Genomic DNA, 21,825 nt, shown 5'->3' on the forward strand with positions numbered 1-21,825 from the left:
CGCCGCCAGCGCCCCCGCGACCCCTGCGGCGGAGGCCAGCGCCAGGCGCGGGGCCGAGGCCATCAGCGTGGCCGCCCCCACCAGCCCTGCCACCGCCCCCACCAGCGCCAGCAGGTAAAGCCCGCGCGGCCGGGCGCGCGCGCCTGTCCCGATGCCCCGGAACAGGGCTGCGGCGCGCACCCGTTCCACCCGCGCCAGGGGCAGCAGGATGAAGACCAGCGCGGTCAGGGTGCCATACAGCGCGGCCTCGGCCAGGGGGGCGGGGTAGAGGGTGAATTCCGCCGGGATCGGCAGGCGCGCCTGCAGCAGGGGGGCGGCCGCCAGCGGCGCAAGCCCGCCCAAGGCTAGCCCGCCCGCGACCCCCAGCAGGGTCAGCAGGCCGATCTGCAGCAGATAGACGGCGACGATCGTGCGCCCCTCGGCCCCCAGGGTCTTCAGCGTGGCGATGACGGGGGTCTTGCCGTCCAGATAGCTTTGCACGGCGGACGACACGCCGATCCCGCCCACCGCCAGCCCCGCCAGCCCGACCAGCACCAGGAACGACCCCAGCCGGTCCACGAAAGCCTCGACCCCCGGCGCGCCGTTGCGGCTGTCGCGCCAGCGCATCCCCGCGCCCTCGAACCGCGCGGTGGCGGCGGCGCGCAGGGTGTCCAGCGTGTCGCCGGGGCGCAGGGTCAGGCGATAGCTGGTCTCGAACAATGTGCCGGGGGCCAGCAGGCCCGATCCGGTAAGGCCCGTGGTGGGCACAAGCGTGCGCGGGCCAAGGCCGAAGGTGGACCCGAGCGCGTCGGGTTCGCGAACCAGCGCGGCCATCAGGACGAAATCCTGCACCCCCAGCCGGAAGCGGTCGCCGGGGGCCAGGCCCAGCCGGTCGATCAGCAGCGGATCCATCGCCGCGCCGGGCACCCCGTCGCGCCCGGCCAGCACAGTGGCCACCGGCAGGGGGGGATCGAACTGCGCCTGCCCGTAAAGCGGCCAGTTGGCGTCCACACCCTTCACCTGGGTCAGGGCGCGTTCGGCATCATCGCCCGGGCCCGCCACCGCCATCGACCGGAAATCCACCACCTCGGAGACGCGGGCGGCGCGGGCCCCCATCCAGGCGCGCTCACCCGTATCGGCAAAGCGATAGGTCAGGCGGATCGCCCCGTCCCCGCCCAGCACCGCCGCGCCTTCGCGCGCAAGGCCGGTGGCGATGGCGGCGCGGACCGACCCGACCGCCGCGATGGCCCCCACCCCCAGCACCAGGCACAGAAGGAAGATCCAGAACCCCGCCAGCCCGCCGCGCAATTCGCGCCGGGCGATGCGCCAGGCGACGCTCACGACGCGGCCCGGCGGGGGCTGTCGCAGCCCGCGACCCGGCCGTCGCGCAGGTGGACCACGCGGTCGCAGCGCGCGGCCAGATCCGGGGCGTGGGTGACCAGCACCAGCGTCGCGTCGTGCCGGTCGCGCAGGCCGAACAGCAGGTCCATGACGGCCTGACCGCTGGCGCCGTCCAGGTTGCCCGTGGGCTCGTCCGCCAGCAGGATCGCCGGGCGCGGCGCGGTGGCGCGGGCCAGCGCCACGCGCTGCTGTTCGCCCCCCGACATCTGGGCGGGGTAATGGTCCATCCGCGCGGCCAGGCCCACGGCGCGCAGCTCAAGGGCGGCGCGGTCGAAGGCATCGGCCTGGCCCGCCAGTTCCAGGGGGGTGGCGACGTTTTCCAGCGCGGTCATGGTGGGGATCAGGTGGAAGGACTGGAAGACCACGCCCATCCGGCCCCTGCGGAACCGGGCCAGCGCATCCTCGTCCAGCGCTGTCAGGTCATGGCCCAGGGCCGCGACGGTCCCGCCGGTGGCCCGTTCCAGCCCGCCCATCAGCATCAGAAGCGAGGACTTGCCCGACCCCGAGGGGCCGACCAGCCCCAGGCTTTCGCCCCGGTGGACATCCAGCGAAATGCCCCGCAAGATTTCCACAAGCCCGGCATTGCCCTGCAAGGTCAGGGAAACATCCCTCAGCGACAAAACCGGATCGGTCATGAACATCCTTCCCGAAAGCCTGCCTTTCCTGCCATTTAGGGTCCGCCGCGCCTGTCGCAAGCGGCAATGGCGCCTGATCGCGGCGCTTGCCGTGCTGGCCCTGCCCGCTGCTGCCGCCGCCGTGGAACCGCTGCGTCTGGCGGCACTGGGGGATTCGCTGACCCAGGGCTATGGCCTGCCCGCCGACCAGGGGCTGGTGCCGCAGTTGCAGGGCTGGCTGCGCGGGGCCGGCCTTGACGTGATCGTGATCAACGCGGGCGTCAGCGGCGACACCACGGCGGGGGGATTGTCGCGGCTGGACTGGACGCTGGCCGACAAGCCCGACGCGATGATCGTGGCGCTTGGCGGCAACGACCTGCTGCGCGGCATCGACCCCGCCGCCAGCCGCGCCAACCTGGACGCCATCCTGACCCGCCTTGATGCCGAGGGGGTGCCCGCCATGCTGGTGGGCCTGTCCGCGCCCGGCAACTATGGCCCCGCCTTCCAGCAGCAGTTTCAGGCGATGTTCCCCGACCTGGCGCGCAAACATGATGCGGCGCTTTATCCCGACCTGCTGGCGCCCATCACCCGGCGGTATGCGGCGGGCCAGGACTATGGCGCGCTGATGCAGGACGACGGCCTGCATCCGAACGCCGCCGGGGTGCAGGCCATCGTCGCGGCCCTGGGCCCGGCGGTGGCGGGGTGGCTGCAACAGGTCGCATCGCCCGTGGACTGACGCCGCCGCTCCCGCGCGACTTTCCGCTAGGGCAACAAAAGTTAACATAAATTACACTTTCCGGTTGATCGGACAGGTGACGCAACGGAAATGATGTCCTAATGTCTGCCTTGGGCGGGCCGTGCGGAGCCAAATGCCGCACCGGCGCGTTCGCCTGACGAGTCTTGTTGCCGGAGGGTTGATGACAGCCAGTTCCCTTCAGATCCTCGTGGTCGAGGACGATTTCTTCGCGGCAGACAAGCTGTCCCGGGAAATCCGCGCCGGGGGCGACACGGTGGTGGGGCCCTTTGCCGATGTTCATGACGCGATCCAGCGGGTCGGGCTGGTGCAGGCGGCCATCCTGGACGTGCGGGTCCAGGACGAAAGCTCGTTCCAAGTGGCGGATTCGCTGACCCACCACGGGATCCCCTTCGTGTTCCTGACGGGCTATGACCCGCAGGCCGTGCCCGCGCGGTTCTCGCGCCGCCATGTCTACACCAAGCCCAGCCATGCCGCGCCCTTGCTGCACGACCTTCACCAGCAGCATCGCGCCATGGCCCCGCACCAGGCCGACAGCATCGAGGCCGCCGTGATCGAGATGATCCGCCGGTCGCGCGCGGTCATGCCCGACGAGGCCTCGGCCGACCGCCTGGTCGAGGCGGCGCTTTTGCGCGCCATCGCGGAAACCACCGAAAGCCGGATGGAAGGGGATGTCCGCGCCCGCCTGATGGAGCTTCTGGACGACGAATACTGCCAGCGCGGCAGGCTTCACCTGCAATAGCCGGAACCCCCCGGGGTCAATGATCCGGCGGGCGGCGGCCGGCCGATTGCGTGGCCAGCAGCGCCTCGCGCAGGCGGGCGGCCAGTTCGCGCAGCCTGTCGGGAACAGCCTCTTGTTCCACAAGACTGCCCAGTTCCTTCAACTGCTTTTCCATGTCCTTGCCAGGCTTTTGATCCCTGCGCACATCATACCTCGTTTCGGCGTTTCCCGTTCATGGCGCCCCGAACTGCGGGACGGACCCTTTGTTCCCGGCGCGACCTGACGAAACGGTCATGTCCCCGCACCATCCGGTCTTTTTTCGTGCAAGGCGCGCCCCGTGGGTTCCTGATCTTTGCCACCTTTGGCCGATCCGGACGTTTCTTCCCCATGGATCACGCCGCCCCGCGACCGCGCCCTGGCCGCCCGGCTTCAGCCGGATGGCGGCGCGTGTCAAGGGCAAGGGGCTTGTCACGCTTTGCAGCCTGGCGGCAAGCCTGGCCCGACATCGGTCCCATCGCGCGCCGCGCGCTGCCGGGAAAGGCCCTGACCCCCACCGGATCCCTGCCTGAAGGAAGGGCTTTTGAGGCATCAAAAAGTATTAACAAGTCCTTAACGTCTTGCACGACGTGCAAAGCAGGCTATACTCTTGGTTGTAGTCGATATTCGTACTCACCCCAGGGAAATCCTGCGCGCCACGACACGCGCAGGATTTTTCGTGGTCTCGGGATCCGAAGGCACCAAGGGTCGGGGGATCTAGCCCCCCACCCCCGATCCTTCCGCCGCCAGCAGGGGAACGGATGCCAGATCGCGCAGGCTTTCGGCCATCAGGTCGTGGCCAAGCTGCCGCCGGTGTTCCAGCCTGTGGTGGCCGAAATCGAAGGCCTTGCCGGTGAAGCCGTCCTCGGGATCGGCCAGGACGACATGGCGGAACCGGCGGTTCGTCAGGTCGCAGCCCGCGATGATGCGGGCGGACTGGCCCGCGAAGACCAGTTCCTGCGCGCGGCAGCCCACCCCGTCCATCGTGGGCACCAGGGGCTTTTGCAATTCATACAGATCCAGCGCCAAGATCAGCGCGTCGCCGGGGCGGTCCAGCAGCGGGCGCAGCGGCAGGTTCTCGCAGGTGCCGGGATCCAGGAAATAGCGCCCGTCGATCCGCACCGGCTGGAACAGCACCGGCAGGGCCGTGCTGGCCATCAGGTGATCCACCGTCAGCGGGGCATCAGAGTTGCGGAAGGCCTTGATCTCGCCCGTTTCGGCGTCCAGGGCGGTGACCGTCAGTTCTATGGCGCCGTTGTTCAGGCGGTCGAAGTCAATCAGCTCCTGGAACAGGCGCCGCATCCGGTCGCGGCGGAACAGCGCGTTGTCGGCGGGCATTCCCGGCAGGATTTCCCAGATGCCGGGCCAGGACGGCACGAACATCGACGGATGGCCCATCGCCAGGATTCCGGCCACCGCCGACCGCCGCCCCGTCAGGGGCCGGGCCTGCCCCACGCGCGACAGGAACCGGCGCAGGGTGTCATTCCGGCGGTCAGGGGGGCTGCCCGCGATCAGCGCGGCGACAACGGCGCCGATCGAGGCGCCCGACATGCGGGTGACCCGCATGCCGGCTTCCTCGATGGCCTGCCAGGCGCCGGCGTGGAAGGCGCCAAGCGCGTTCCCACCGGCAAGGCACAGCCAGGCCTCCACCGGATCAGCCGCCCAGCCGTTGCTGGATGGCCCGCAGCATCGACAGGTGGGTGTCGATGGCCGGCACCCCCACGATGGACGCGCCCTGCGCCCGGGGATCGCTGCCGTTCTTGGCATAGGCCGCGTGAAGGGCGCGAAGCTGTTCGTGCCCGGTCATCTGGCCTTGCAGATACATGGTGTCGAATTCGGCGCCCGACAGGCCCGACAGCTGTTCCATCATCGTCGCGTGTTCGGGCATCAGCTCTTCCGAGGGGGCGGCCCCGAAGGCGGTGGCGACGGCCTCCTGCTCGGCCACTTCAAGGGTGGCGAAGGCCTTGACCGCAGCGTCCGACGCCTTGTCCAGCGCCATGCGGCTGCTCAGAAGGGCGAAATTCCCCCCCAGCAGGATGGGCTGCTTGTCCGCATCGGGCGCGGCCTGCGCATGGGCCAGGCGGGCGACAGGCATGATGGCCGCCAGGGCGCCAGCCGCGAAAAGCGTTCTACGTTCCATCGGGGATCTCCTCTGTTGTGTGATGGCACGCAAACGGGCGAACAAATGTTATGTTCCGGCACTTGCTTTTTGATAGCTTCGTTCCCGGGGCGGGCTGCCGGTGGCCGGTGCGGGTTCACGAATTGGTTTGCCCCTTGTGAAGCATCCGGCCGGAACCTTGCCTGCGATGACAGGTTCTTAGGCCATTCCCCCCGTGGGTTTGCCGAAGGAGATATCCCATGACCAAGTTCCTGACATCCACCGCCCTGGTCGCCCTGCTGGCCGTCCCGGCCCTGGCGCAAACGGCGGCCGACCCGGCCCCCGCCACCACGGCGCCCGCCACCGCCACCACGGCCACCGCGCCCGCGGCAACCACCGGCGGCTTTGGCTACATGGCGATGCCGACCGACATGTCGGCCGACGACTTCATCGAAAAGAACCTTTACGTGTCCGAGACCGATCCCGACACCGCCGCGACCTATAACGATGCAGACGCGGACTGGGACAGCATCGGCGAGATCGACGACCTGGTGATCAGCGAAACCGGCGAGGTCAAGGCCGTGCTGGTCGATATCGGCGGCTTCCTGGGCCTTGGCGAAAAGACCGTCTCGGTGTCGATGGACCAGCTGCGGATGATCCGCGACGGCGATTCCGAGGATGACTATTTCATCGTCTTCACCGCCGACCGCGCCGCGCTGGAAAACGCGCCTGCCTTTGAATGGCCGAAGCGGGATTGATCCTGCCGGACAGGCAGAAGGCCCGGGGGCGCGCTTCCCCGGGCCTTTTTCATGCCCTCACGCCTGCCGCCCCGGCCAGCCGCAGGGCCAGCGGCCGTGATGGGGATTGTCCCAGGCCGGCATGTCCAGCCAGGGATACCAGCACAGGCCCGCGACGGGCACGCCCGACAGCGCGATCTCGGCCTGGACATGGGCCAGCCAGTCCCAGCGGTCGCGCACATGGGGAAAGCGGCGATGCGCGGCGGGCAGCCCGTCGTGCCAGCCGGTTTCCGTGATCATCACCGGCAGGCGATACCTGTCGGCCACCGCGCGCAGGACGCGGTGCAGCGGCTCGATCGCGTGGTGGGGGTAATAGTTGACGCCCACCATTTGCACGTGCCCGCTGGCGACCAGCCGGTCGGTCGCCTTGAAGACCCTGGGATGCAGGTGGTGGAAGGGGTCGCAGGTGGCAAAGCGCGGGCGGTTCGGCAGGCAGGCGGCGGCCGCCATCATCCGCAGCGCCATCTCGGTCGCCCGCCCCGGCGTCATGCCCGACACCCGCCGCCCGACCGAGGGCTCGTTCACGGCAATCGCCCAGGCATCCGGGGGCAGGGCCTGGCAGCAGGCGATGGCGTGCTGCGCGGGGCGCGGCGGGGCGTCGAAATGGACAAAGTCCCAGATGACGGGAAAGCCCTCGGGCGCGGCATTCACGCGCGCGGCGATGTCATGGCGCCAGGACAGCCCGTCGCGCGCGCCCGCGATGCCCTGGTCACGCGCCACGGCATAGTGGTGCGCCATCGCCCCGTGCGGCAGGTGGTTCGTGGAATCCAGCAGGTCGTGCCCGTTCCAGTGCAGCCGCCCGCATTCAAAGCCCGCCAGGATCGGGGCGGGCCCATGGGCGGGCATGAAGGCCTGGTCAGGGAAAGCAGCGACGTTCATGGGGAATCGGAAGGCAGCCTGTGGTGGGGTAAGGGGCCGCTGAACCACAGGGCGCCAGCGGTTTCAAGGCAGGTGAACAAAGATTGAACGCCCGGCCCGGTGCAATCCCGCCGCCGCTTCCCATATGGGCGCCATGACCGACGATCCCCGCTGCCCCCTCTGCCTGCGCCCGATCCCGCCCGACGTGCCGCAAAGCCTGCACCACCTGGTCCCGCGATCCAGGGGTGGGGCCAAGGGCCCGGTCGTGCTGATGCACCACATCTGCCACAAGGAGATCCACGCGGCGATCAGCGAAAAAGATCTGGCCCGCAGCTTCAACACGCCCGAGGCCCTGCGCGCCCATCCCCGGCTGGCCGCTTTTGCCGAATGGGTCAGCCGCCGCCCGCCGGGCTTCCTGTCGCGCGTTCCCGGGGGCACGCGGCGCAAGAGGCGCTAGGGCGGATCGACCTTCCTGACGGCGCGCCGCGTTTGATCTGGCGAAGGCCATCGCCTTCGCCACGCGATGCGGGTGCCACCTGCACCGCCGGGCCCCAAAGGCCCGGCCAGCGCCCGCCCCGCCCCCGGCGGGCGCTTCACGCCCCCCTGGGTCGGGCGCCGGCCTTCCGTGGTCATGGGTTGCACCGTCTTTGGTGGCACCGTCGCGTGGCGGGCGGGGAAATGCGATGCATTTCCTGATCCCGCCCGTCCAAGGAAGCGAACGCCGCCCCCAGCCTTATCCGTAATCGACCCAAACCCCGCCTGCGTCGGCGGATCGCACGCAATGCTCGACCCAGCGGACGCCCTCGACCCCCGCGCTGATGCCCGGATAGCGCAGGCCGGCCACGCGGGACAGATCGCCGTCCTCATGCGCCTCGATGGCCAGGGCAAAGCGGGAATGCAGGGTCGCCCAGGCCTCGAACAGCCCTTCGGGATGGCCCGCGCCGATGCGGTCGTCGGCCAGCGCCTGCGGATGCAGATAGGGCATCCCCCGGTCCAGAAGGCGCGCGGGTTCGCCCTGGATTTCCAGCCGCAACTGGTTGGGATGTTCGTCCCACCATTCGACCGAACCCCTGGACCCTACGACCCGCACCTTCTGCCCGTGCATCGACCCCGCGTTCACGGCGGATGTCCACAGCGTCCCCACCGCGCCGCCGTGGTATTCCATCAGCACGGTCGCGTTGTCCTCCAACGGCGCACGCGAGGCGACGAAACTTTGCCGCGTGCAAAGCAGCCGTTTGATGCGCAGGCCGGGGCAGATCACCTGCGCGATATACAAGGGATGCGTCGCCAGATCCCCCAGGACATAGGAGGGACCGGCAAAGGCCGGATCGACGCGCCAGCGGGCGGCGGGGTTGTCCCCCTCCACCGCCGCGCTGTGGAAGCCGTGGGCGAATTGCATTGCGACGATGCGGATATCGCCCAGGGTGCCGCCTGCCACAAGGCGAGCGGCTTCCTCGATCATCTGGTGGCCGGAATAGCCATAGGCGACGCCCACGACCAGCCCGCGTTCCTGCGCGATGGCTTGCAGATCCAGCGCCTCGGCGGTGGTGAAGGTCAGGGGCTTTTCGCAGATGACGTGGAGGCCCGCCAGCAGCGCGGCGCGGGTGATGGGGTAATGGGTGTTGTTCGGCGTGGCGACCGTCACGCAGCGGATGCCGTCGGGACGCGCGGCTTCCGCCGTGAACATCGCCTGATGATCGGGATAGCAGCGGCCGGGGTCCAGCCCCAGGTCCACCCCGAAGGCGCGGCCCCGGTCCGGGTCCAGGTCGAAGGCCCCGGCCTTCAGGGCGAAATAGCCGTCGCGCATCGCGGCGGATCGGTGGACATAGCCGATCTGGCTGCCCCTGCCGCCGCCCACCATGCCCCAGCGGATCGGGGATTTCGTCAAACGGATGCCGTCGATCATCGGGTTTCCTCCTTGGCGCGGGCAAAGCCCACGGTTTCCAGATAGCGGCGGGACTTCAGGACATCGGCCAGCGACCCGCCCGCGTTCCGGGGGTCGCGTTCCTGTTCCACGGTGATGAAGCCCGCATAGCCGCGCCGGTCCAGCAGCGCCCGGATCGCCGGATAGTCGATGGAGCCGTCGCCGATGGGGCACATCACCCCTTCCGCGCAGGCATCGAAGAAGCGGATGCGGCGGGTCATCACATCGGCGAATTTCGCCGCATTGATGTCCTTGAAATGGATATAGTCCAGCCGGTCCCAGTATCGGTCCAGCGTGGCGATCGGATCCATCCCGGCATAGGCGGTGTGCCCGGTGTCCAGGCACAAGCCTGCCTCATCGGCGGGAACGTCGGCGCAGATGCGCGCGATCTCGTCCGCGAACTCGATGTGGCCGCCCGCATGAGGATGGATCACGGCGCGCACCCCGTGGTCGCGGGCGATGCGGGCGATGGCGCGGATGTTGGCGACCATGCCTTGCCACGCGCCATCGTCCAGCCGCACCGCGCGGTCGGAATGTCCTGCGGCATAATCGCGGGCCTCGTGTCCCCAATCCATCACCGTCAGATAAGGCGCGGGGAACCGCTGGCCCGGCGCCACGGGCGGCTTGGGCAGCGCCGTGATGACCGCGCAGATCCGGCGGGCCTGGCGTTCCAGGCTGTCGCGGCCCGCAGGGTCCACCAGGTTGTCGAAGATCGTGCCCGCCACGACATAAAGGCCCCGCTTGCGCAGTTCCGCAGGCAGCGTCCCGGCGTCCAGCGGCATGTAGCCATAGGGGCCAAGCTCCAGCCCGCCGTAACCTGCGGCTGCGGCCTCCTCCAGCACCAGCCGCCAGTCGGGCAGGTTCGGGTTCGCAACATCGTCCACGCCCCAGCAGCAGGGCGCCGTCGTGATGGTGATGGTCATGGGTTATCCTCCACCCGCAGCCTTAGCCCGCAGGCCATGCGCGGCGAAGGAAGGACTTGAGGGGAACCCCTCAATCCGCCATCCTCGCGCGGCGGAGGGATCATGGCGAAAGTGACGTTGGAGGACGTGGCCCGGGCCGCAGGCGTGTCGCTGGCGACCGTGGACCGGGTGGTGAACCGGCGCGGCGGGGTTTCCGCCGACAAGGAAGCCGCGATCCTGTCAGCCGCGCGCCGCCTGGGCCTGGACCGCAGCCTGACCGTCAGGCCCACGCTGACGAAACGCATCGCGATCCTGATCCAGCCGCCGTCGAACCCCTTTCACGACCAGTTGCGCCAGGGCATCGACCAGGCCCGCGCCATCCACCGCGACCTGAACCTGCTGTTCCAGGTCGAGCGGATCGACCCCACCCGCCCCGACCGCATCGCCCAACAGATCGCCCGCGCCGCCGCCTGGGCCGACGGCATGATCCTGACCGTCCCCGCCGCCCCCCGGATCGTCGCGGCGGTCGAGGCGCTGCCCCCGCGCATTCCCGTCGTCACCATGGCCGACGACCTGCCCGGCCCGCGCCGCGCCGCCTTTGTCGGCCCCGACGACCGCCAGTCGGGCCGCGTGGCGGGCGACCTGATGGGTTATCTGATGGCGCGCGCAGGCGAGGCCCTGGTCCTGATCGGGCGCTTCGACATGCCGGGCCACGGCGCGCGCAGCGGCGGCTTCATCGACGTGCTGGCCGAACGCCACCCCGCCGTCCGCGTCTGCGATGTTCTGGAAACGCACGAGGACAAGGCCACCGCCGCCGCCCTGGCCCTGCGCGCGGCACGGGCGAACCCGGATCTGCGGGGCATATACCTGTGCACCACGGGCTGTTCGGAACTGGTGGCCGCGCTGGCCCCCCTGCGCCGGACCCGCCCCATCGCGGTCGTCACCCACGAGCTGACGCCGCAGCGGCGCGCCCTGCTGAAGGCGCGCAAGGTGCAGGCGATCATCGACCAGAAACCCGTGCTGGAAGCGCGTCTTGCCGTGGAAACCATGGCCCGCCTGCTGGGCCGCCTGGACGGCCCGGCGGGATCGGTCGCCACCGGGATCCAGATCGTCATGCCCGAAAGCGTTTGACGCCCGTCCCGGTGATGTGAAACCCTCACGCCCTTGAGGGACCACATCAGCCGAGGAACCATGCGCCGCCCCACCATTGCCGACCTTGCGCGAGAGGCGGGCGTCAGCCTCGCCACCGCCGACCGCGTGCTGAACGGCCGCCTGAAGGTGCGCGAGGAAACCGCGCGCCGCGTGCAGGAGGCCGCGCAGCGCATCGGATACCACGGCGCCAACGCGATCCGCGCGCGGCTGATGGCGGAACTGCCCGAACTGCATGTCGCGCTGATCCTGCAAAAGGAACGCCATCCCTTTTACCAGGACTTCGCGCGGATCTTTCAGGAACAGGCGGCGCTTGTCGCCTCGCACCGGCTGCGGGTGACGGTGCGGTTCGCGCAATCGACGCTGCCCGGCGAACTGGAACAGTTGCTAACCTCGATGGCGGGCAAGGTCGATGCGGTGGCGGCGACGGGACTGGATCACCACAAGGTCACGGCGGCGGTCGGCGCCCTGCGCCAGCGGGGGATCCCGACCTTTTCCCTGCTGTCGGATTTCGCCCAAGGCGTGCGCGAAAGCTATGTCGGCACCAACAACATCAAGGTGGGCCGGACGGTCGCCTGGCTGATTTCCAGGATCGCCCGAAAACCCGGCAAGGTCGCGGTCTTCATCGGCGGGCACCGCTTTCACGGGCACGAGTTGCGCGAAACCGGCTTTCGCAGCTATTTCCGCGAATACGCCCCGGATTTCGAGCTGCTGAACCCCCAGGTCAACCTGGAAACCCGGCAACTCACCCATGAGGCCACGACCGAACTGCTGGAACGCCACAACGACATCGTCGGCATCTATTGCGCGGGAGGGGGCATGGAGGGCGCCATCGCCGCCCTGCGCGAATTGCGCAAGCCCGGCGACGTGGCGCTGGTCGTGAACGAACTGACCCCGGATTCGCGCGAGGCGCTTCAGGACCGCACCCTGTCGGTCGTCATCAGCACCCCCCTGCGCCAGGTCTGCGAGGAAACCATCGCCCTGATGATCCATGCCCGCGACCACGGCATGACCGACAATCCCGGCCAGCGGTTCCTGCCCTTCCAGATCTGGACGCCCGAAAGCCTGTGATAGGAACCCATCATGCAGGGCATCATTTTCCATCACGGATGATGGTTTCGCCGGCCCTGCCGTGATTGACCCACGGGCAGCCCTCGGTGATCTTCCCCCTTGCGACGGTCTGAGGAGAATCGTCGCCGCCTGCCAAAGGACCGCACCGCCCGAAACCCTGCATCCGCAGGGGTGGCCGCCTGCACCCTTCCGGCACGAGGTAACGAATAAAGGCGCGACGCGCCAACAGTGGAGGGAAGACCATGAAGCGACTGCTGACGGCGACCGCGATCTGCGCGGTGATGGGAACGGCGGCCCAGGCCGAGAATATCGGGGTGTCGATGGCGCTGTTTGACGACAACTTCCTGACCGTGCTGCGCAACGGGATGGGGGACCACGCGGCCAGCCTGGACGACGTGACCCTGCAGATCGAGGATGCCCAGAACGACGTGGGCAAGCAGCTGAACCAGATCCAGAACTTCGTGGCCTCGGGCGTGGACGCGATCATCGTGAACCCGGTCGATACCGACGCCACCGTCGCCATGTCGCAGGCGGCAAGCGATGCGGGCATCCCGCTGGTCTATGTGAACCGGGAACCCGTGAACGTCGATGACCTGCCCGAAAACCAGGCCTTCGTGGCGTCCGATGAAAGGGAATCCGGCACGCTGCAAACGCAGGAAGTCTGCCGCCTGCTGAAAGAGGCCGGCAAGACGGAAGCCAAGGCCATCGTGCTGATGGGGGAACTGTCGAACCAGGCGGCGCGGATGCGGACCCAGGACATCAAGGACGTGATCGCCACGCCGGACTGTTCCTTCATCCAGATCGTCGAGGAGCAGACGGCGAACTGGCAGCGCACGCAGGCCGCCGACCTGATGACGAACTGGATCACCTCGGGCCTGGAATTCGACGCGGTGATTTCCAACAACGACGAGATGGCCATCGGCGCGATCCAGGCGCTGAAATCGGCGGGCCGGCCGATGGACGACATCATCATCGGCGGCATCGACGCGACGCAGGACGCGCTGGCCGCGATGGAGGCGGGCGACCTGGACGTGACCGTCTTCCAGAACGCCGCCGGCCAGGGCCAGGGCGCGGTCGATACCGCGCTGAAGCTGGCGCGCGGCGAGGATGTGGAAACCAAGGTCTATGTCCCCTTCGAGCTGGTGACGCCCGCGAACCTGGCCGACTACCAGGCCAGGAACTGAGCCGTGCCGCCGGGGCGGCACCGCCCCGGCACCCCTTTCCACCCGGAGGACAGTTTCATGGTCAGCCCAAGGACAGCCGCAGCCATCGACCGCGTCCACGCGGCGATAGACCGCGAAGGCGTCTTGTCGATCACCGGCATCCGCAAGGAATTCCCGGGCGTGCTGGCGCTGGACGACGTGCAACTGCGCATCCGCCCCGGCACCGTTCACGCCCTGATGGGGGAAAACGGCGCGGGCAAGTCCACGCTGATGAAGATCATCGCCGGGGTCTATCAGCCCGATGCCGGGGAAATCCGGCTACGGGGGCAGGTGGTGGCCTTGAGGTCGCCGCTGGATGCGCTGGAACAGGGGATCTCGATGATCCACCAGGAACTGGCGCTGATGAACTGGATGACGGTGGCCGAGAACATCTGGATCCGGCGCGAACCGAAGAACCGCTGGGGCCTGATCGACCACGCGAAGATGGCGCAAATGACCGCCGACCTGTTCGCACGGCTGAACATCAGGCTGGACCCCCGCGCGCAGGTCAGCGAACTGACGGTCGCGCAAAAGCAGATGGTCGAGATCGCCAAGGCGGTCAGCCACAATTCCGACGTGCTGATCATGGACGAACCTACCAGCGCCTTGACGGAACGCGAGGTGGACCACCTGTTCGCCATCATCCGCGACCTGCGCCAACGCGGCATCGGCATCGTCTATATCACCCACAAGATGAACGAGCTGTTCGAGATCGCCGACGAATTCACCGTCTTCCGCGACGGCAAGTACGTGGGCACCCACAATGCCAAGGACGTGACCCGCGACGACATCATCCGCATGATGGTGGGGCGAGAGATCACCAACATGTTCCCCAAGGTCGATTGCCCCATCGGCGACACGATTCTGGAGGTCCGCAACCTGACCCTGCCCGGCGTCTTCCACGACGTGTCCTTCACCCTGCGCCGGGGCGAGATCCTGGGGCTGGCGGGCCTTGTCGGGTCCAAGCGGTCCAACGTGGCCGAGGCGCTGTTCGGCGTCACCCCCGCCGAGTCGGGCGAGATCCTGATCGACAACCAGCCCGTGACCATCGCCACGCCCGCCCAGGCCATGGCGCATGGCATGGCCTTCCTGACCGAGGACCGCAAGGAAACCGGCTGCTTCCTGACGCTGGACTGCCTGGAAAACATCCAGTCCGCGCTGATCACCCGCAGCCATGTCAAGTACGGCTTCGTCCAGCAGGCCGCCGTCACCCGCCTGGCCGAGGACATGGCCCGCACCCTGCGCGTCAAGACGCCGAACCTTCAGGAAACGGTCGAAAACCTGTCGGGCGGCAACCAGCAGAAGCTGCTGATCGCGCGCTGGTTGCTGACGAAGCCGCGCATCCTGATCCTGGACGAACCCACGCGCGGCATCGACGTGGGCGCGAAATCCGAAATCCACCGCCTGATCACGGAACTGGCCGCGCAGGGCGTCGCCGTCCTGATGATCTCGTCCGAACTGCCCGAGGTCCTGGGCATGTCCGACCGCATCATGGTCATGCACGAAGGCCATGTGTCGGGCTTCCTGGACCGCGCGGAAGCGGACCAGGTCAAGATCATGTCGCTTGCGGCGAAGTAAGGGAACATCCTCATGAGCAGCCAAGACATCACCGCCCGCAGCGCCCCGCGCACCCATCGCAAGCTGCCGGCCGAGGTCAACATCCTGCTGGTCCTGATCGGCATCGCCCTGGTGTTCGAGATCCTGGGCTGGATCTTCCAGGGCCAGTCCTTCCTGCTGTCCTGGAACCGGCTGAAGATCATGATCCTGCAGGTGTCCGTGATCGGCATCATCGCCGTGGGCGTGACGCAGGTGATCATCTCGGGCGGGATCGACCTGTCCTCGGGATCGGTGGTGGGCGCGGTGGCGATGGTCGCCATGTCCTTCGCCCAGGTCTCGACCTATGCCCGCGCGGTCTATCCGGCGCTGACCGACCTGCCGATGATCCTGCCCCTGCTGATCGGGCTGGCCTTCGGCGCCCTGGTCGGGCTGATCAACGGCTGGCTGATCGCCTATACCAAGATCCCGCCCTTCATCGCGACGCTTGGCACCATGGTCACGGTGCGGGGCTTTGCCAAGTGGTACACCAAGGGCCAGCCGATCTCCTTTCCGACCGAGGGCTTCGCCTGGATCGGATCGGGCATGATGCCGGTCGTCATCTTCATCCTGGTGGCCGCGATCTTCCACGTCGCGATGAAATACACCCGCTACGGCAAGTTCACCTATGCCATCGGCGCCAATGCCCAGGCCGCCCGCGTGTCGGGCATCGACGTGGAACGCCACCTGGTCAAGGTCTATGTCATCGCCGCGATGCTGGCGGCGCTTGCCGGGATGGTGGTCGCCGCTCGCGGCCAGACGGCGCAGGCGGGCATGGGCCTGGCCTATGAGCTTGACGCCATCGCCATGGCGGTGATCGGGGGCGTGTCCTTGAACGGCGGGCGGGGGTCGATCCTGGGCACGGCCATCGGGATGATCATCTTCGGGGTCATCATCTCGGGCTTCACGTTCCTGCGGCTCGATGCCTACTACCAGGAAATGATCAAGGGCGCGATCGTGGTCGCCGCCGTGGTGGCCGATGTGCATCGGCAGCGCAAGCGCCGCAAGACCAGCTAGCCCCCGCTCTCCTTTCACACCCAACCGACGGGATGCACCCCATGACCAGACTGATCGCGACCACCGCCCTGTGCCTGTCCCTTGCCGCCCCCGCCCTGGCCGAAACCCGGATCGGCGTCACCATGACCTCGTTCGACAACCCGTTCCTGACGATCCTGCTGAACGGCATCCGGGCCGAGGCCGAGCGCACCGAGGGCGTCACCCTGTCGGTCGAGGATGCGCAACTGGACGTGGCCAAGCAGTTGAACCAAGTCCAGAACTTCGTGGCGAACGGCGTGGACGCGATCATCGTGAACGCTGTGGACGGGGACTCCACGGCGGCGATCACCGCCGCTGCGACCGGGGCGGGAATCCCGCTGATCTATGTGAACCACCCCCCGGCCGAACTGGACACCGGGATGCCCGCAGGCACCGCCTATGTCGGCTCCGAGGAAACCGATGCGGGCAACCTGGAGGCCGCCGCCGTCTGTGAAGCCTTGAAGGGGCGTGAAAACCCCAAGGCGGTGATCCTGATGGGGCCGCTGGAAAACCACGCCGCCCTGGTGCGCACGCAGATGGTCGAGGACGCCTTCGCCAAGCCCGATTGCCAGGTGGAAATCGTCGAAAAGCAGGTCGCCAACTGGAACCGCGTGCAGGCGCAGGATCTGGTCACGTCCTGGATGACGGCGGGGCTGGAATTCGACGCCATCGTCGCCAACAACGACGAAATGGCCATCGGCGCGGCGCAGGCCCTGGCCGCCACCACCGGCAAGGGCGACATCGTCATCGCCGGCATCGACGCCACCGCCGACGGGCTGGCCGCGATGGAGGCGGGGCAGATGGACGTGACCGTCTATCAGAACGCCACGGGCCAGGGCGAACAGGCCGTGCGCGCCGCCGTCGCCGCCGCCAACGGCGAGAAGGTCGAACCCGAACACTGGATCCCCTTCGAGCCCGTCACGCCCGCCAATATGGCCGATTACCGGAAGTAAGCGGTGCCGCCGGGCGGGACGCTTCCTCCCCGTCCCGCCCGGCTTTTCAGACAGGACAGGACCACCCCATGCGCATTGCCATCGACCCCTTCATGCACCGCCACCTGCCGCTGGAGGCAATTCCCGCCAAGGTCAAGGAGCTTGGCTATGACTGGATCGAGCTGTCCCCGCGCGGCGATTTCCTGGAATGGTTCAAGGCGCCGCGCGTCTTTCCCGACCGGATCGCGTCGCTGAAAAAGGCGCTGAAGGACGCCGATGTCGGCATCGCCAGCCTGCTGCCTATGTATCGCTGGGCCAGCAACGACGAAACCGAACGGCAAGCCGCCGTCAAGCACTGGAAGCGCGCCATCGAGATCGCGGTCGAACTGGGCGTGGACACCATGAACAGCGAATTCGGCCGCGGCCCGCATCCCGACAAGGGATCCTGCTATTGCTGCCATACCGGGTCCATGATCGAGGCCTGCGAGGACGCCTGGTGGCGCAGCATGGAGGAACTGGTCCCGGTGCTGGAACGCGAGGGCATCCAGCTGAATATCGAGCCGCATCCCGAGGACTGGTGCGAGACGATCCAGCCCGCGCTGGACATCATCCGCACGGTGAACTCGAAGAACGTGCGCTTCCTTTATTGCGCGCCGCACACCTTCTATTTCGGCGACGACACCCGCGCCATGCTGCGCGAGGCCGCCGACGTGCTGGCCCATGTCCATGTGGGCGACACCTTCAACCACAAGGCGTCCTCGGGCCTGCGCTATATCCTGAACCCGCCGGGCACGCAGGCCCGCGTCCACCAGCACCTCAACATCGGCCAGGGCGAAGTGCCTTGGGACGAGTTCTTCGGCACGCTGGCGGAAATCGGCTTCGACGGCATCATGACCGCCTGCGTCTTTGCCTGGGAAGACAAGGCCGACCAGTCCGGGCGCTTCATGCGCCAGGAAATGCAGAAATACATCGACCAGTATTGGAAGTGAGACACGACATGACCGTCAGAATTGGTGTCATCGGCACCGGAGCCATCGGCCGCGACCATGCCCGCCGCATCAACCAGGTGCTGCAAGGCGGCACCATCACCGCGCTGTCCGACGTGAACCGCGCTTCGGCCGAAGCGGTCAAGGCCGACATCGCCCCCGATGCGACGGTCTTTGCAACGGGCGAGGAGTTGATTGCCTCGGATCAGGTCGATGCCGTGCTGGTCACGTCCTGGGGCGCGACGCATGAACAATATGTCCTGACCGCCATCGCCGCCGGAAAGCCCTGCTTCTGCGAAAAGCCCCTGGCCACGACCGCCGAGGGCGCCAAGCGCATCGTCGATGCCGAGGTTGCTCACGGCAAGCGCCTGGTCCAGGTCGGCTTCATGCGCCGTTACGACGAAGGCTATGTCGCGCTGAAGCAGGTCGTGAACGGCCAGATCGGCGCGCCGATCATGGTCCATGCCGCACACCGCAACCCGACCGTGCCGGAAGCCTATACCACTCCCATGGCGATCCACGACACGCTGATCCACGAGATCGACGTGTTCCGCTGGCTGCTGGACGACGATTACGTCTCGGCCCGCGTGACCTTCCCGCGCTCGGCGGCCCGCAGCCATGCGAAGCTGCGCGATCCGCAGATCGTGACGCTGGTGACGGCCAAGGGCACGGTCATCAACACCGAGATCTTCGTGAACTGCCACTACGGCTATGACATCCAGTGCGAGGTTGTGGGCGAGGATGGCGTGGCCCGCCTGCCCGAACCCATGGCCATCCAGATGCGCCTGAATGCCACCTTGCAGAACCCGATCCTGACCGACTGGAAGGACCGCTTCGTCGCTTCCTATGACGTGGAATTGCAGGACTTCCTGAAGGCTGCGGCGCAGGGCACGGCCTCCGGCCCGACCTCCTGGGACGGCTACATGGCCGCCGTCGCGTCCGACGCCTGCGTCCAGGCGCAGGAAGCCGAGGGCGAGTCCGTCGCCATCACCTATCCCGACCGTCCCACCCTTTACGCCCAAGGCTGATCCCCATGCGCTTTGCCCTGAACCACATCGCCGCCCCTAGGCTGTCGCTGCCCGACTTCTTCGCCGCCGCCCGCGAGCTTGGCGTGACCGAGGTCGAGATCCGCAACGACCTGCCCGACGTGCTGTCCACCTGGGATCCCGCCCAGGTGAAGGCCGAGGCCGAGAAGGCCGGCGTCACGGTCGTCTCGATCAACGCGCTCTATCCCTTCAACGTCTGGGCGGGCGACCTGCCCGCGCGGGCCGAGGCGATGGCCGATTATGCCGCCGCCTGCGGGGCCAGGGCGCTGGTCATGTGCCCCCTGAACGACGGCACGCCGGTCGATTTCGACAGCCTGGTGGGCGCGCTGACGGCCATGAAGACGATCCTCGACACGCGCGGGCTGACCGGGCTGGTGGAACCCCTGGGCTTTCCGGTTTCATCCCTGCGCACCAAGGCCGAGGCGATCCGCGCCATCCAGGCGGCAGGGGGGATCGGCACCTACAAGCTGGTCCACGACACCTTCCACCACCATCTGGCGGGCGAGACCGGGTTCTTCCCGGACTGGACCGGCCTTGCCCATATCTCGGGCGTGACCGACGCGGAGGTGGCGGTGGACGACATGCTGGACGCCCATCGTGTGCTGGTGGACGGCGCCGACCGTCTGGAAAACCTGCCCCAGATCCGGGCGCTGCTGGACGCGGGCTATGACGGCCCCTTCAGCTTCGAGCCCTTCGCCCCCCAGGTTCACGACGCCGCCGACCCCAAGGGCGCGCTGAAGACCAGCATGGCCTTCGTTTCCGCGCAAGCCTGACCCCCAGACAAGGACCGATCCCATGAGCAAATCCCTTGACCTGATCACCATCGGCCGCGCGGGCGTGGACCTTTACGGCGCGCAGGTTGGCGGGCGGCTGGAGGACATGGGGTCGTTCCGCAAGTATATCGGCGGAAGCCCCACCAACATCGCCTGCGGCACGGCGCGGTTGGGGCTGCGGTCCGGGCTGATCACGCGGGTGGGCGACGAGCACATGGGCCGCTTCATCCGCGAGCAGCTTGTGCGCGAGGGCGTCGATGTGCGGGGCGTCGCGACCGACCCCGACCGGCTGACGGCGCTGGTGATCCTGGGGATCCGCGACCAGGACCAGTTCCCGCTGATCTTCTATCGCAGCGACTGCGCGGACATGGCGCTCTGCGAGGACGACATTGATGAAGGGCTGATCGCCGAAGCCCGCGCGGTGCTGGCGACCGGCACGCATCTGTCGCATCCGCGCACGGAGGCGGCGGTGATCAAGGCGCTGCGGCTGGCGTGCAAGCATGGGGCGCGGACGGCGCTGGATATCGACTATCGCCCGAACCTGTGGGGGCTGGCGGGGCACGGGGCGGGGGAAAGCCGCTTCGTGGAAAGCGCCGCCGTGACGGCCCGGCTGCAGGCCACGCTGCCGCTGTTCGACCTGATCGTGGGCACCGAGGAGGAGTTCCACATTGCCGGCGGCTCGACCGACACGGTCGCGGCGTTGCGGGCGGTGCGCGCAATCACGCCTGCCACGCTGGTCTGCAAGCGCGGGGCGGCGGGCGCGGTGGCCTTCACCGGCGCGATCCCCGACAGCCTGGATCAGGGCGAGGCCGGACCAGGCTTTCCCATCGAGGTCTTCAACGTCCTGGGCGCGGGGGACGGGTTCTTTTCCGGGCTGATGAAGGGCTGGCTGGATGGCGAGCCCTGGCCCAAGGCCCTCGAATACGCCAATGCCTGCGGCGCCCTGGCCGTCAGTCGCCACGGCTGCACGCCCGCCTATCCCAGCCTTGCGGAACTTGAATTCTTCCTGCGGCGCGGCGTGGTGCGGCCCGACCTGCGCAACGACGCGGAACTGGAGCAGGTCCACTGGGCCACCAACCGCCAGCGGCGCACCGGGGGCGACTGGTCCACCATGCGGGTCTTCGCCTTCGACCACCGGATGCAGCTGGAACAGATGCCGGGCTATACGCTGGACAAGGGCGGGGCGTTCAAGGAACTGTGCCTGAAGGCCGCGTTGCAGGTTCAGGGCGGCAAGTCCGGCTACGGCATCCTCTGCGACAACCGCATCGGGCGGGACGCGCTGCACGCGGCATCCGGCACGGGTCTGTGGATCGGGCGGCCCGCCGAATGGCCCGGATCGCGGCCCTTGCAGCTTGAACCGGACCTGGGCCTCGACTGCGGCGGGCTTGAGGGATGGGCGCGCGAGAACGTGGTCAAGGTGCTGTGCTTCTGCCACCCGAACGACGATGCGGCCATGCGGGCCGGGCAGGAGGAGACGGTGAAGCGGCTGTTCCAGGCTGCGCGGCGCAACGATCTGGAGTTCCTGCTGGAGATCATCCCCTCGAAGGTCGGCCCCGTGGACAACGAGACGACGGCCACCCTGATCCGGCAGTTCTATGCGGCAGGGGTGTATCCCGACTGGTGGAAGCTGGAGCCCATGACCTCGCCGGTGGCCTGGCGCAAGGCCATCGCCGCCATCGAGGAGAACGACCCCCACACCCGCGGCATCGTGGTCCTGGGCCTGGACGCGCCCGAGGCGGAGCTGGCGGAAAGCTTCGCGGTGGCGGCATCCTTCCCGCTGGTGCGGGGATTCGCGGTCGGGCGCACGATCTTCGGCGCGGTGGCCTGCGCCTGGCTGGACGGCGACCTGACCGACGCCGAGGCGGTCGAGGAGATGGCGCGCCGTTACAGCCGGCTCTGCGGCATCTGGGACAAGGCGCGGGCCAGCGCGCGGGTGGCGGCATGAACCGGCCCC

Annotated in this window: 22 protein-coding genes; 14 read left to right on the plus strand and 8 right to left on the minus strand. The window is 68.1% G+C overall.

The window, feature by feature from the left end; genetic code table 11:
- Together JX613_RS09740 and JX613_RS09745 are read right to left on the minus strand one after the other, a co-directional pair.
- A partial coding sequence (locus JX613_RS09740) for an ABC transporter permease (protein WP_336512289.1) occupies window positions 1-1,320 on the minus strand: 1,320 nt, incomplete at its 3' end.
- Complete coding sequence (locus JX613_RS09745) at window positions 1,317-2,015, minus strand: ABC transporter ATP-binding protein (RefSeq protein ID WP_207101266.1); 699 nt, start codon at window positions 2,013-2,015, stop codon at window positions 1,317-1,319. The genes JX613_RS09745 and JX613_RS09740, both read right to left, overlap by 4 nt.
- Here JX613_RS09745 and JX613_RS09750 point away from each other — a divergent pair.
- Window positions 2,014-2,730: an arylesterase gene (locus tag JX613_RS09750; RefSeq protein WP_207101267.1), complete on the plus strand. Its 717-nt coding sequence runs from the start codon at window positions 2,014-2,016 to the stop codon at window positions 2,728-2,730. The genes JX613_RS09745 and JX613_RS09750 overlap by 2 nt on opposite strands.
- A gap of 181 nt (window positions 2,731-2,911) precedes the next feature.
- Window positions 2,912-3,490: a response regulator gene (locus tag JX613_RS09755; RefSeq protein WP_207101268.1), complete on the plus strand. Its 579-nt coding sequence runs from the start codon at window positions 2,912-2,914 to the stop codon at window positions 3,488-3,490.
- 16 nt (window positions 3,491-3,506) lie between these two features.
- Here the strand turns inward: JX613_RS09755 and JX613_RS09760 are convergent, their stop codons facing one another.
- The 3 genes from JX613_RS09760 to JX613_RS09770 form a co-directional block, all read right to left on the minus strand.
- On the minus strand, window positions 3,507-3,644 hold the full coding sequence (locus JX613_RS09760; RefSeq protein WP_207101269.1) for a hypothetical protein: 138 nt from the start codon (window positions 3,642-3,644) through the stop codon (window positions 3,507-3,509).
- 578 nt (window positions 3,645-4,222) lie between these two features.
- Entirely contained in the window at window positions 4,223-5,272 is a 1,050-nt protein-coding gene (locus tag JX613_RS09765; protein WP_237168485.1) for a patatin-like phospholipase family protein, read from the minus strand.
- Entirely contained in the window at window positions 5,160-5,645 is a 486-nt protein-coding gene (locus JX613_RS09770) for a DUF4142 domain-containing protein (protein ID WP_207101271.1), read from the minus strand. The genes JX613_RS09765 and JX613_RS09770 overlap by 113 nt, the downstream gene beginning before the upstream one ends.
- Before the next feature lie 218 nt (window positions 5,646-5,863).
- Between JX613_RS09770 and JX613_RS09775 the strand changes: the two genes are divergently transcribed.
- Complete coding sequence (locus JX613_RS09775) at window positions 5,864-6,361, plus strand: PRC-barrel domain-containing protein (RefSeq protein WP_207101272.1); 498 nt, start codon at window positions 5,864-5,866, stop codon at window positions 6,359-6,361.
- A gap of 57 nt (window positions 6,362-6,418) precedes the next feature.
- On the opposite strand, the gene JX613_RS09780 is transcribed toward JX613_RS09775, so the two are convergent.
- Window positions 6,419-7,246, minus strand: a complete 828-nt coding sequence (locus JX613_RS09780) for a hypothetical protein (RefSeq protein WP_207101273.1) — start codon at window positions 7,244-7,246, stop codon at window positions 6,419-6,421.
- 166 nt (window positions 7,247-7,412) lie between these two features.
- On the opposite strand from JX613_RS09780, the gene JX613_RS09785 reads away from it, so the two are divergent.
- On the plus strand, window positions 7,413-7,715 hold the full coding sequence (locus JX613_RS09785; protein ID WP_207101274.1) for an HNH endonuclease: 303 nt from the start codon (window positions 7,413-7,415) through the stop codon (window positions 7,713-7,715).
- A gap of 276 nt (window positions 7,716-7,991) precedes the next feature.
- Here the strand turns inward: JX613_RS09785 and JX613_RS09790 are convergent, their stop codons facing one another.
- A complete protein-coding gene (locus tag JX613_RS09790; protein WP_207101275.1) occupies window positions 7,992-9,164 on the minus strand; it encodes a Gfo/Idh/MocA family protein in 1,173 nt (390 codons plus the stop codon).
- Window positions 9,161-10,105, minus strand: coding sequence for a TIM barrel protein (locus JX613_RS09795; RefSeq protein ID WP_207101276.1), 945 nt, complete (start codon window positions 10,103-10,105; stop codon window positions 9,161-9,163). The genes JX613_RS09790 and JX613_RS09795 overlap by 4 nt, the downstream gene beginning before the upstream one ends.
- Before the next feature lie 102 nt (window positions 10,106-10,207).
- Between JX613_RS09795 and JX613_RS09800 the strand changes: the two genes are divergently transcribed.
- The 10 genes from JX613_RS09800 (at window position 10,208) to JX613_RS09845 (ending at window position 21,816) form a co-directional block, all read left to right on the plus strand.
- The gene (locus JX613_RS09800; RefSeq protein WP_207101277.1) at window positions 10,208-11,215 is read left to right on the plus strand and encodes a LacI family DNA-binding transcriptional regulator; all 1,008 of its coding nucleotides are present in this window, start codon (window positions 10,208-10,210) and stop codon (window positions 11,213-11,215) included.
- Between the two features lie 60 nt (window positions 11,216-11,275).
- Complete coding sequence (locus tag JX613_RS09805; RefSeq protein ID WP_207101278.1) at window positions 11,276-12,304, plus strand: LacI family DNA-binding transcriptional regulator; 1,029 nt, start codon at window positions 11,276-11,278, stop codon at window positions 12,302-12,304.
- Between the two features lie 242 nt (window positions 12,305-12,546).
- On the plus strand, window positions 12,547-13,488 hold the full coding sequence (locus tag JX613_RS09810) for a sugar ABC transporter substrate-binding protein (protein WP_207101279.1): 942 nt from the start codon (window positions 12,547-12,549) through the stop codon (window positions 13,486-13,488).
- 57 nt (window positions 13,489-13,545) lie between these two features.
- A complete protein-coding gene (locus JX613_RS09815; RefSeq protein WP_207101280.1) occupies window positions 13,546-15,084 on the plus strand; it encodes a sugar ABC transporter ATP-binding protein in 1,539 nt (512 codons plus the stop codon).
- A 12-nt stretch (window positions 15,085-15,096) separates the two neighbouring features.
- The gene (locus tag JX613_RS09820; RefSeq protein ID WP_207101281.1) at window positions 15,097-16,116 is read left to right on the plus strand and encodes an ABC transporter permease; all 1,020 of its coding nucleotides are present in this window, start codon (window positions 15,097-15,099) and stop codon (window positions 16,114-16,116) included.
- A 41-nt stretch (window positions 16,117-16,157) separates the two neighbouring features.
- Complete coding sequence (locus JX613_RS09825) at window positions 16,158-17,087, plus strand: substrate-binding domain-containing protein (RefSeq protein ID WP_207101282.1); 930 nt, start codon at window positions 16,158-16,160, stop codon at window positions 17,085-17,087.
- A 68-nt stretch (window positions 17,088-17,155) separates the two neighbouring features.
- Window positions 17,156-18,055: a sugar phosphate isomerase/epimerase family protein gene (locus JX613_RS09830; protein ID WP_207101283.1), complete on the plus strand. Its 900-nt coding sequence runs from the start codon at window positions 17,156-17,158 to the stop codon at window positions 18,053-18,055.
- An 8-nt stretch (window positions 18,056-18,063) separates the two neighbouring features.
- Entirely contained in the window at window positions 18,064-19,080 is a 1,017-nt protein-coding gene (locus JX613_RS09835; RefSeq protein WP_207101284.1) for a Gfo/Idh/MocA family protein, read from the plus strand.
- Between the two features lie 5 nt (window positions 19,081-19,085).
- Window positions 19,086-19,871 (plus strand): TIM barrel protein, encoded by a 786-nt coding sequence (locus JX613_RS09840; protein WP_207101285.1) that lies wholly within the window; start codon window positions 19,086-19,088, stop codon window positions 19,869-19,871.
- Between the two features lie 22 nt (window positions 19,872-19,893).
- On the plus strand, window positions 19,894-21,816 hold the full coding sequence (locus tag JX613_RS09845) for a bifunctional 5-dehydro-2-deoxygluconokinase/5-dehydro-2-deoxyphosphogluconate aldolase (protein WP_207101286.1): 1,923 nt from the start codon (window positions 19,894-19,896) through the stop codon (window positions 21,814-21,816).
- The last annotated feature ends 9 nt before the right edge of the window (window positions 21,817-21,825 follow it).

Origin of the sequence: Paracoccus shandongensis, assembly GCF_017315735.1 — a bacterium.
Taxonomy (GTDB): domain Bacteria; phylum Pseudomonadota; class Alphaproteobacteria; order Rhodobacterales; family Rhodobacteraceae; genus Paracoccus; species Paracoccus shandongensis.

Bases quoted from the DNA above. Each gene is read 5' to 3' on its own strand.
- JX613_RS09750 (WP_207101267.1), top strand. From the start codon at position 2,014: ATGAACATCCTTCCCGAAAGCCTGCCTTTCCTGCCATTTAGGGTCCGC.
- JX613_RS09745 (WP_207101266.1), bottom strand. From the start codon at position 2,015: ATGACCGATCCGGTTTTGTCGCTGAGGGATGTTTCCCTGACCTTGCAG.
- JX613_RS09755 (WP_207101268.1), top strand. From the start codon at position 2,912: ATGACAGCCAGTTCCCTTCAGATCCTCGTGGTCGAGGACGATTTCTTC.
- JX613_RS09760 (WP_207101269.1), bottom strand. From the start codon at position 3,644: ATGGAAAAGCAGTTGAAGGAACTGGGCAGTCTTGTGGAACAAGAGGCT.
- JX613_RS09765 (WP_237168485.1), bottom strand. From the start codon at position 5,272: ATGCCAAGAACGGCAGCGATCCCCGGGCGCAGGGCGCGTCCATCGTGG.
- JX613_RS09770 (WP_207101271.1), bottom strand. From the start codon at position 5,645: ATGGAACGTAGAACGCTTTTCGCGGCTGGCGCCCTGGCGGCCATCATG.
- JX613_RS09775 (WP_207101272.1), top strand. From the start codon at position 5,864: ATGACCAAGTTCCTGACATCCACCGCCCTGGTCGCCCTGCTGGCCGTC.
- JX613_RS09780 (WP_207101273.1), bottom strand. From the start codon at position 7,246: ATGCCCGCCCATGGGCCCGCCCCGATCCTGGCGGGCTTTGAATGCGGG.
- JX613_RS09785 (WP_207101274.1), top strand. From the start codon at position 7,413: ATGACCGACGATCCCCGCTGCCCCCTCTGCCTGCGCCCGATCCCGCCC.
- JX613_RS09790 (WP_207101275.1), bottom strand. From the start codon at position 9,164: ATGATCGACGGCATCCGTTTGACGAAATCCCCGATCCGCTGGGGCATG.
- JX613_RS09795 (WP_207101276.1), bottom strand. From the start codon at position 10,105: ATGACCATCACCATCACGACGGCGCCCTGCTGCTGGGGCGTGGACGAT.
- JX613_RS09800 (WP_207101277.1), top strand. From the start codon at position 10,208: ATGGCGAAAGTGACGTTGGAGGACGTGGCCCGGGCCGCAGGCGTGTCG.
- JX613_RS09805 (WP_207101278.1), top strand. From the start codon at position 11,276: ATGCGCCGCCCCACCATTGCCGACCTTGCGCGAGAGGCGGGCGTCAGC.
- JX613_RS09810 (WP_207101279.1), top strand. From the start codon at position 12,547: ATGAAGCGACTGCTGACGGCGACCGCGATCTGCGCGGTGATGGGAACG.
- JX613_RS09815 (WP_207101280.1), top strand. From the start codon at position 13,546: ATGGTCAGCCCAAGGACAGCCGCAGCCATCGACCGCGTCCACGCGGCG.
- JX613_RS09820 (WP_207101281.1), top strand. From the start codon at position 15,097: ATGAGCAGCCAAGACATCACCGCCCGCAGCGCCCCGCGCACCCATCGC.
- JX613_RS09825 (WP_207101282.1), top strand. From the start codon at position 16,158: ATGACCAGACTGATCGCGACCACCGCCCTGTGCCTGTCCCTTGCCGCC.
- JX613_RS09830 (WP_207101283.1), top strand. From the start codon at position 17,156: ATGCGCATTGCCATCGACCCCTTCATGCACCGCCACCTGCCGCTGGAG.
- JX613_RS09835 (WP_207101284.1), top strand. From the start codon at position 18,064: ATGACCGTCAGAATTGGTGTCATCGGCACCGGAGCCATCGGCCGCGAC.
- JX613_RS09840 (WP_207101285.1), top strand. From the start codon at position 19,086: ATGCGCTTTGCCCTGAACCACATCGCCGCCCCTAGGCTGTCGCTGCCC.
- JX613_RS09845 (WP_207101286.1), top strand. From the start codon at position 19,894: ATGAGCAAATCCCTTGACCTGATCACCATCGGCCGCGCGGGCGTGGAC.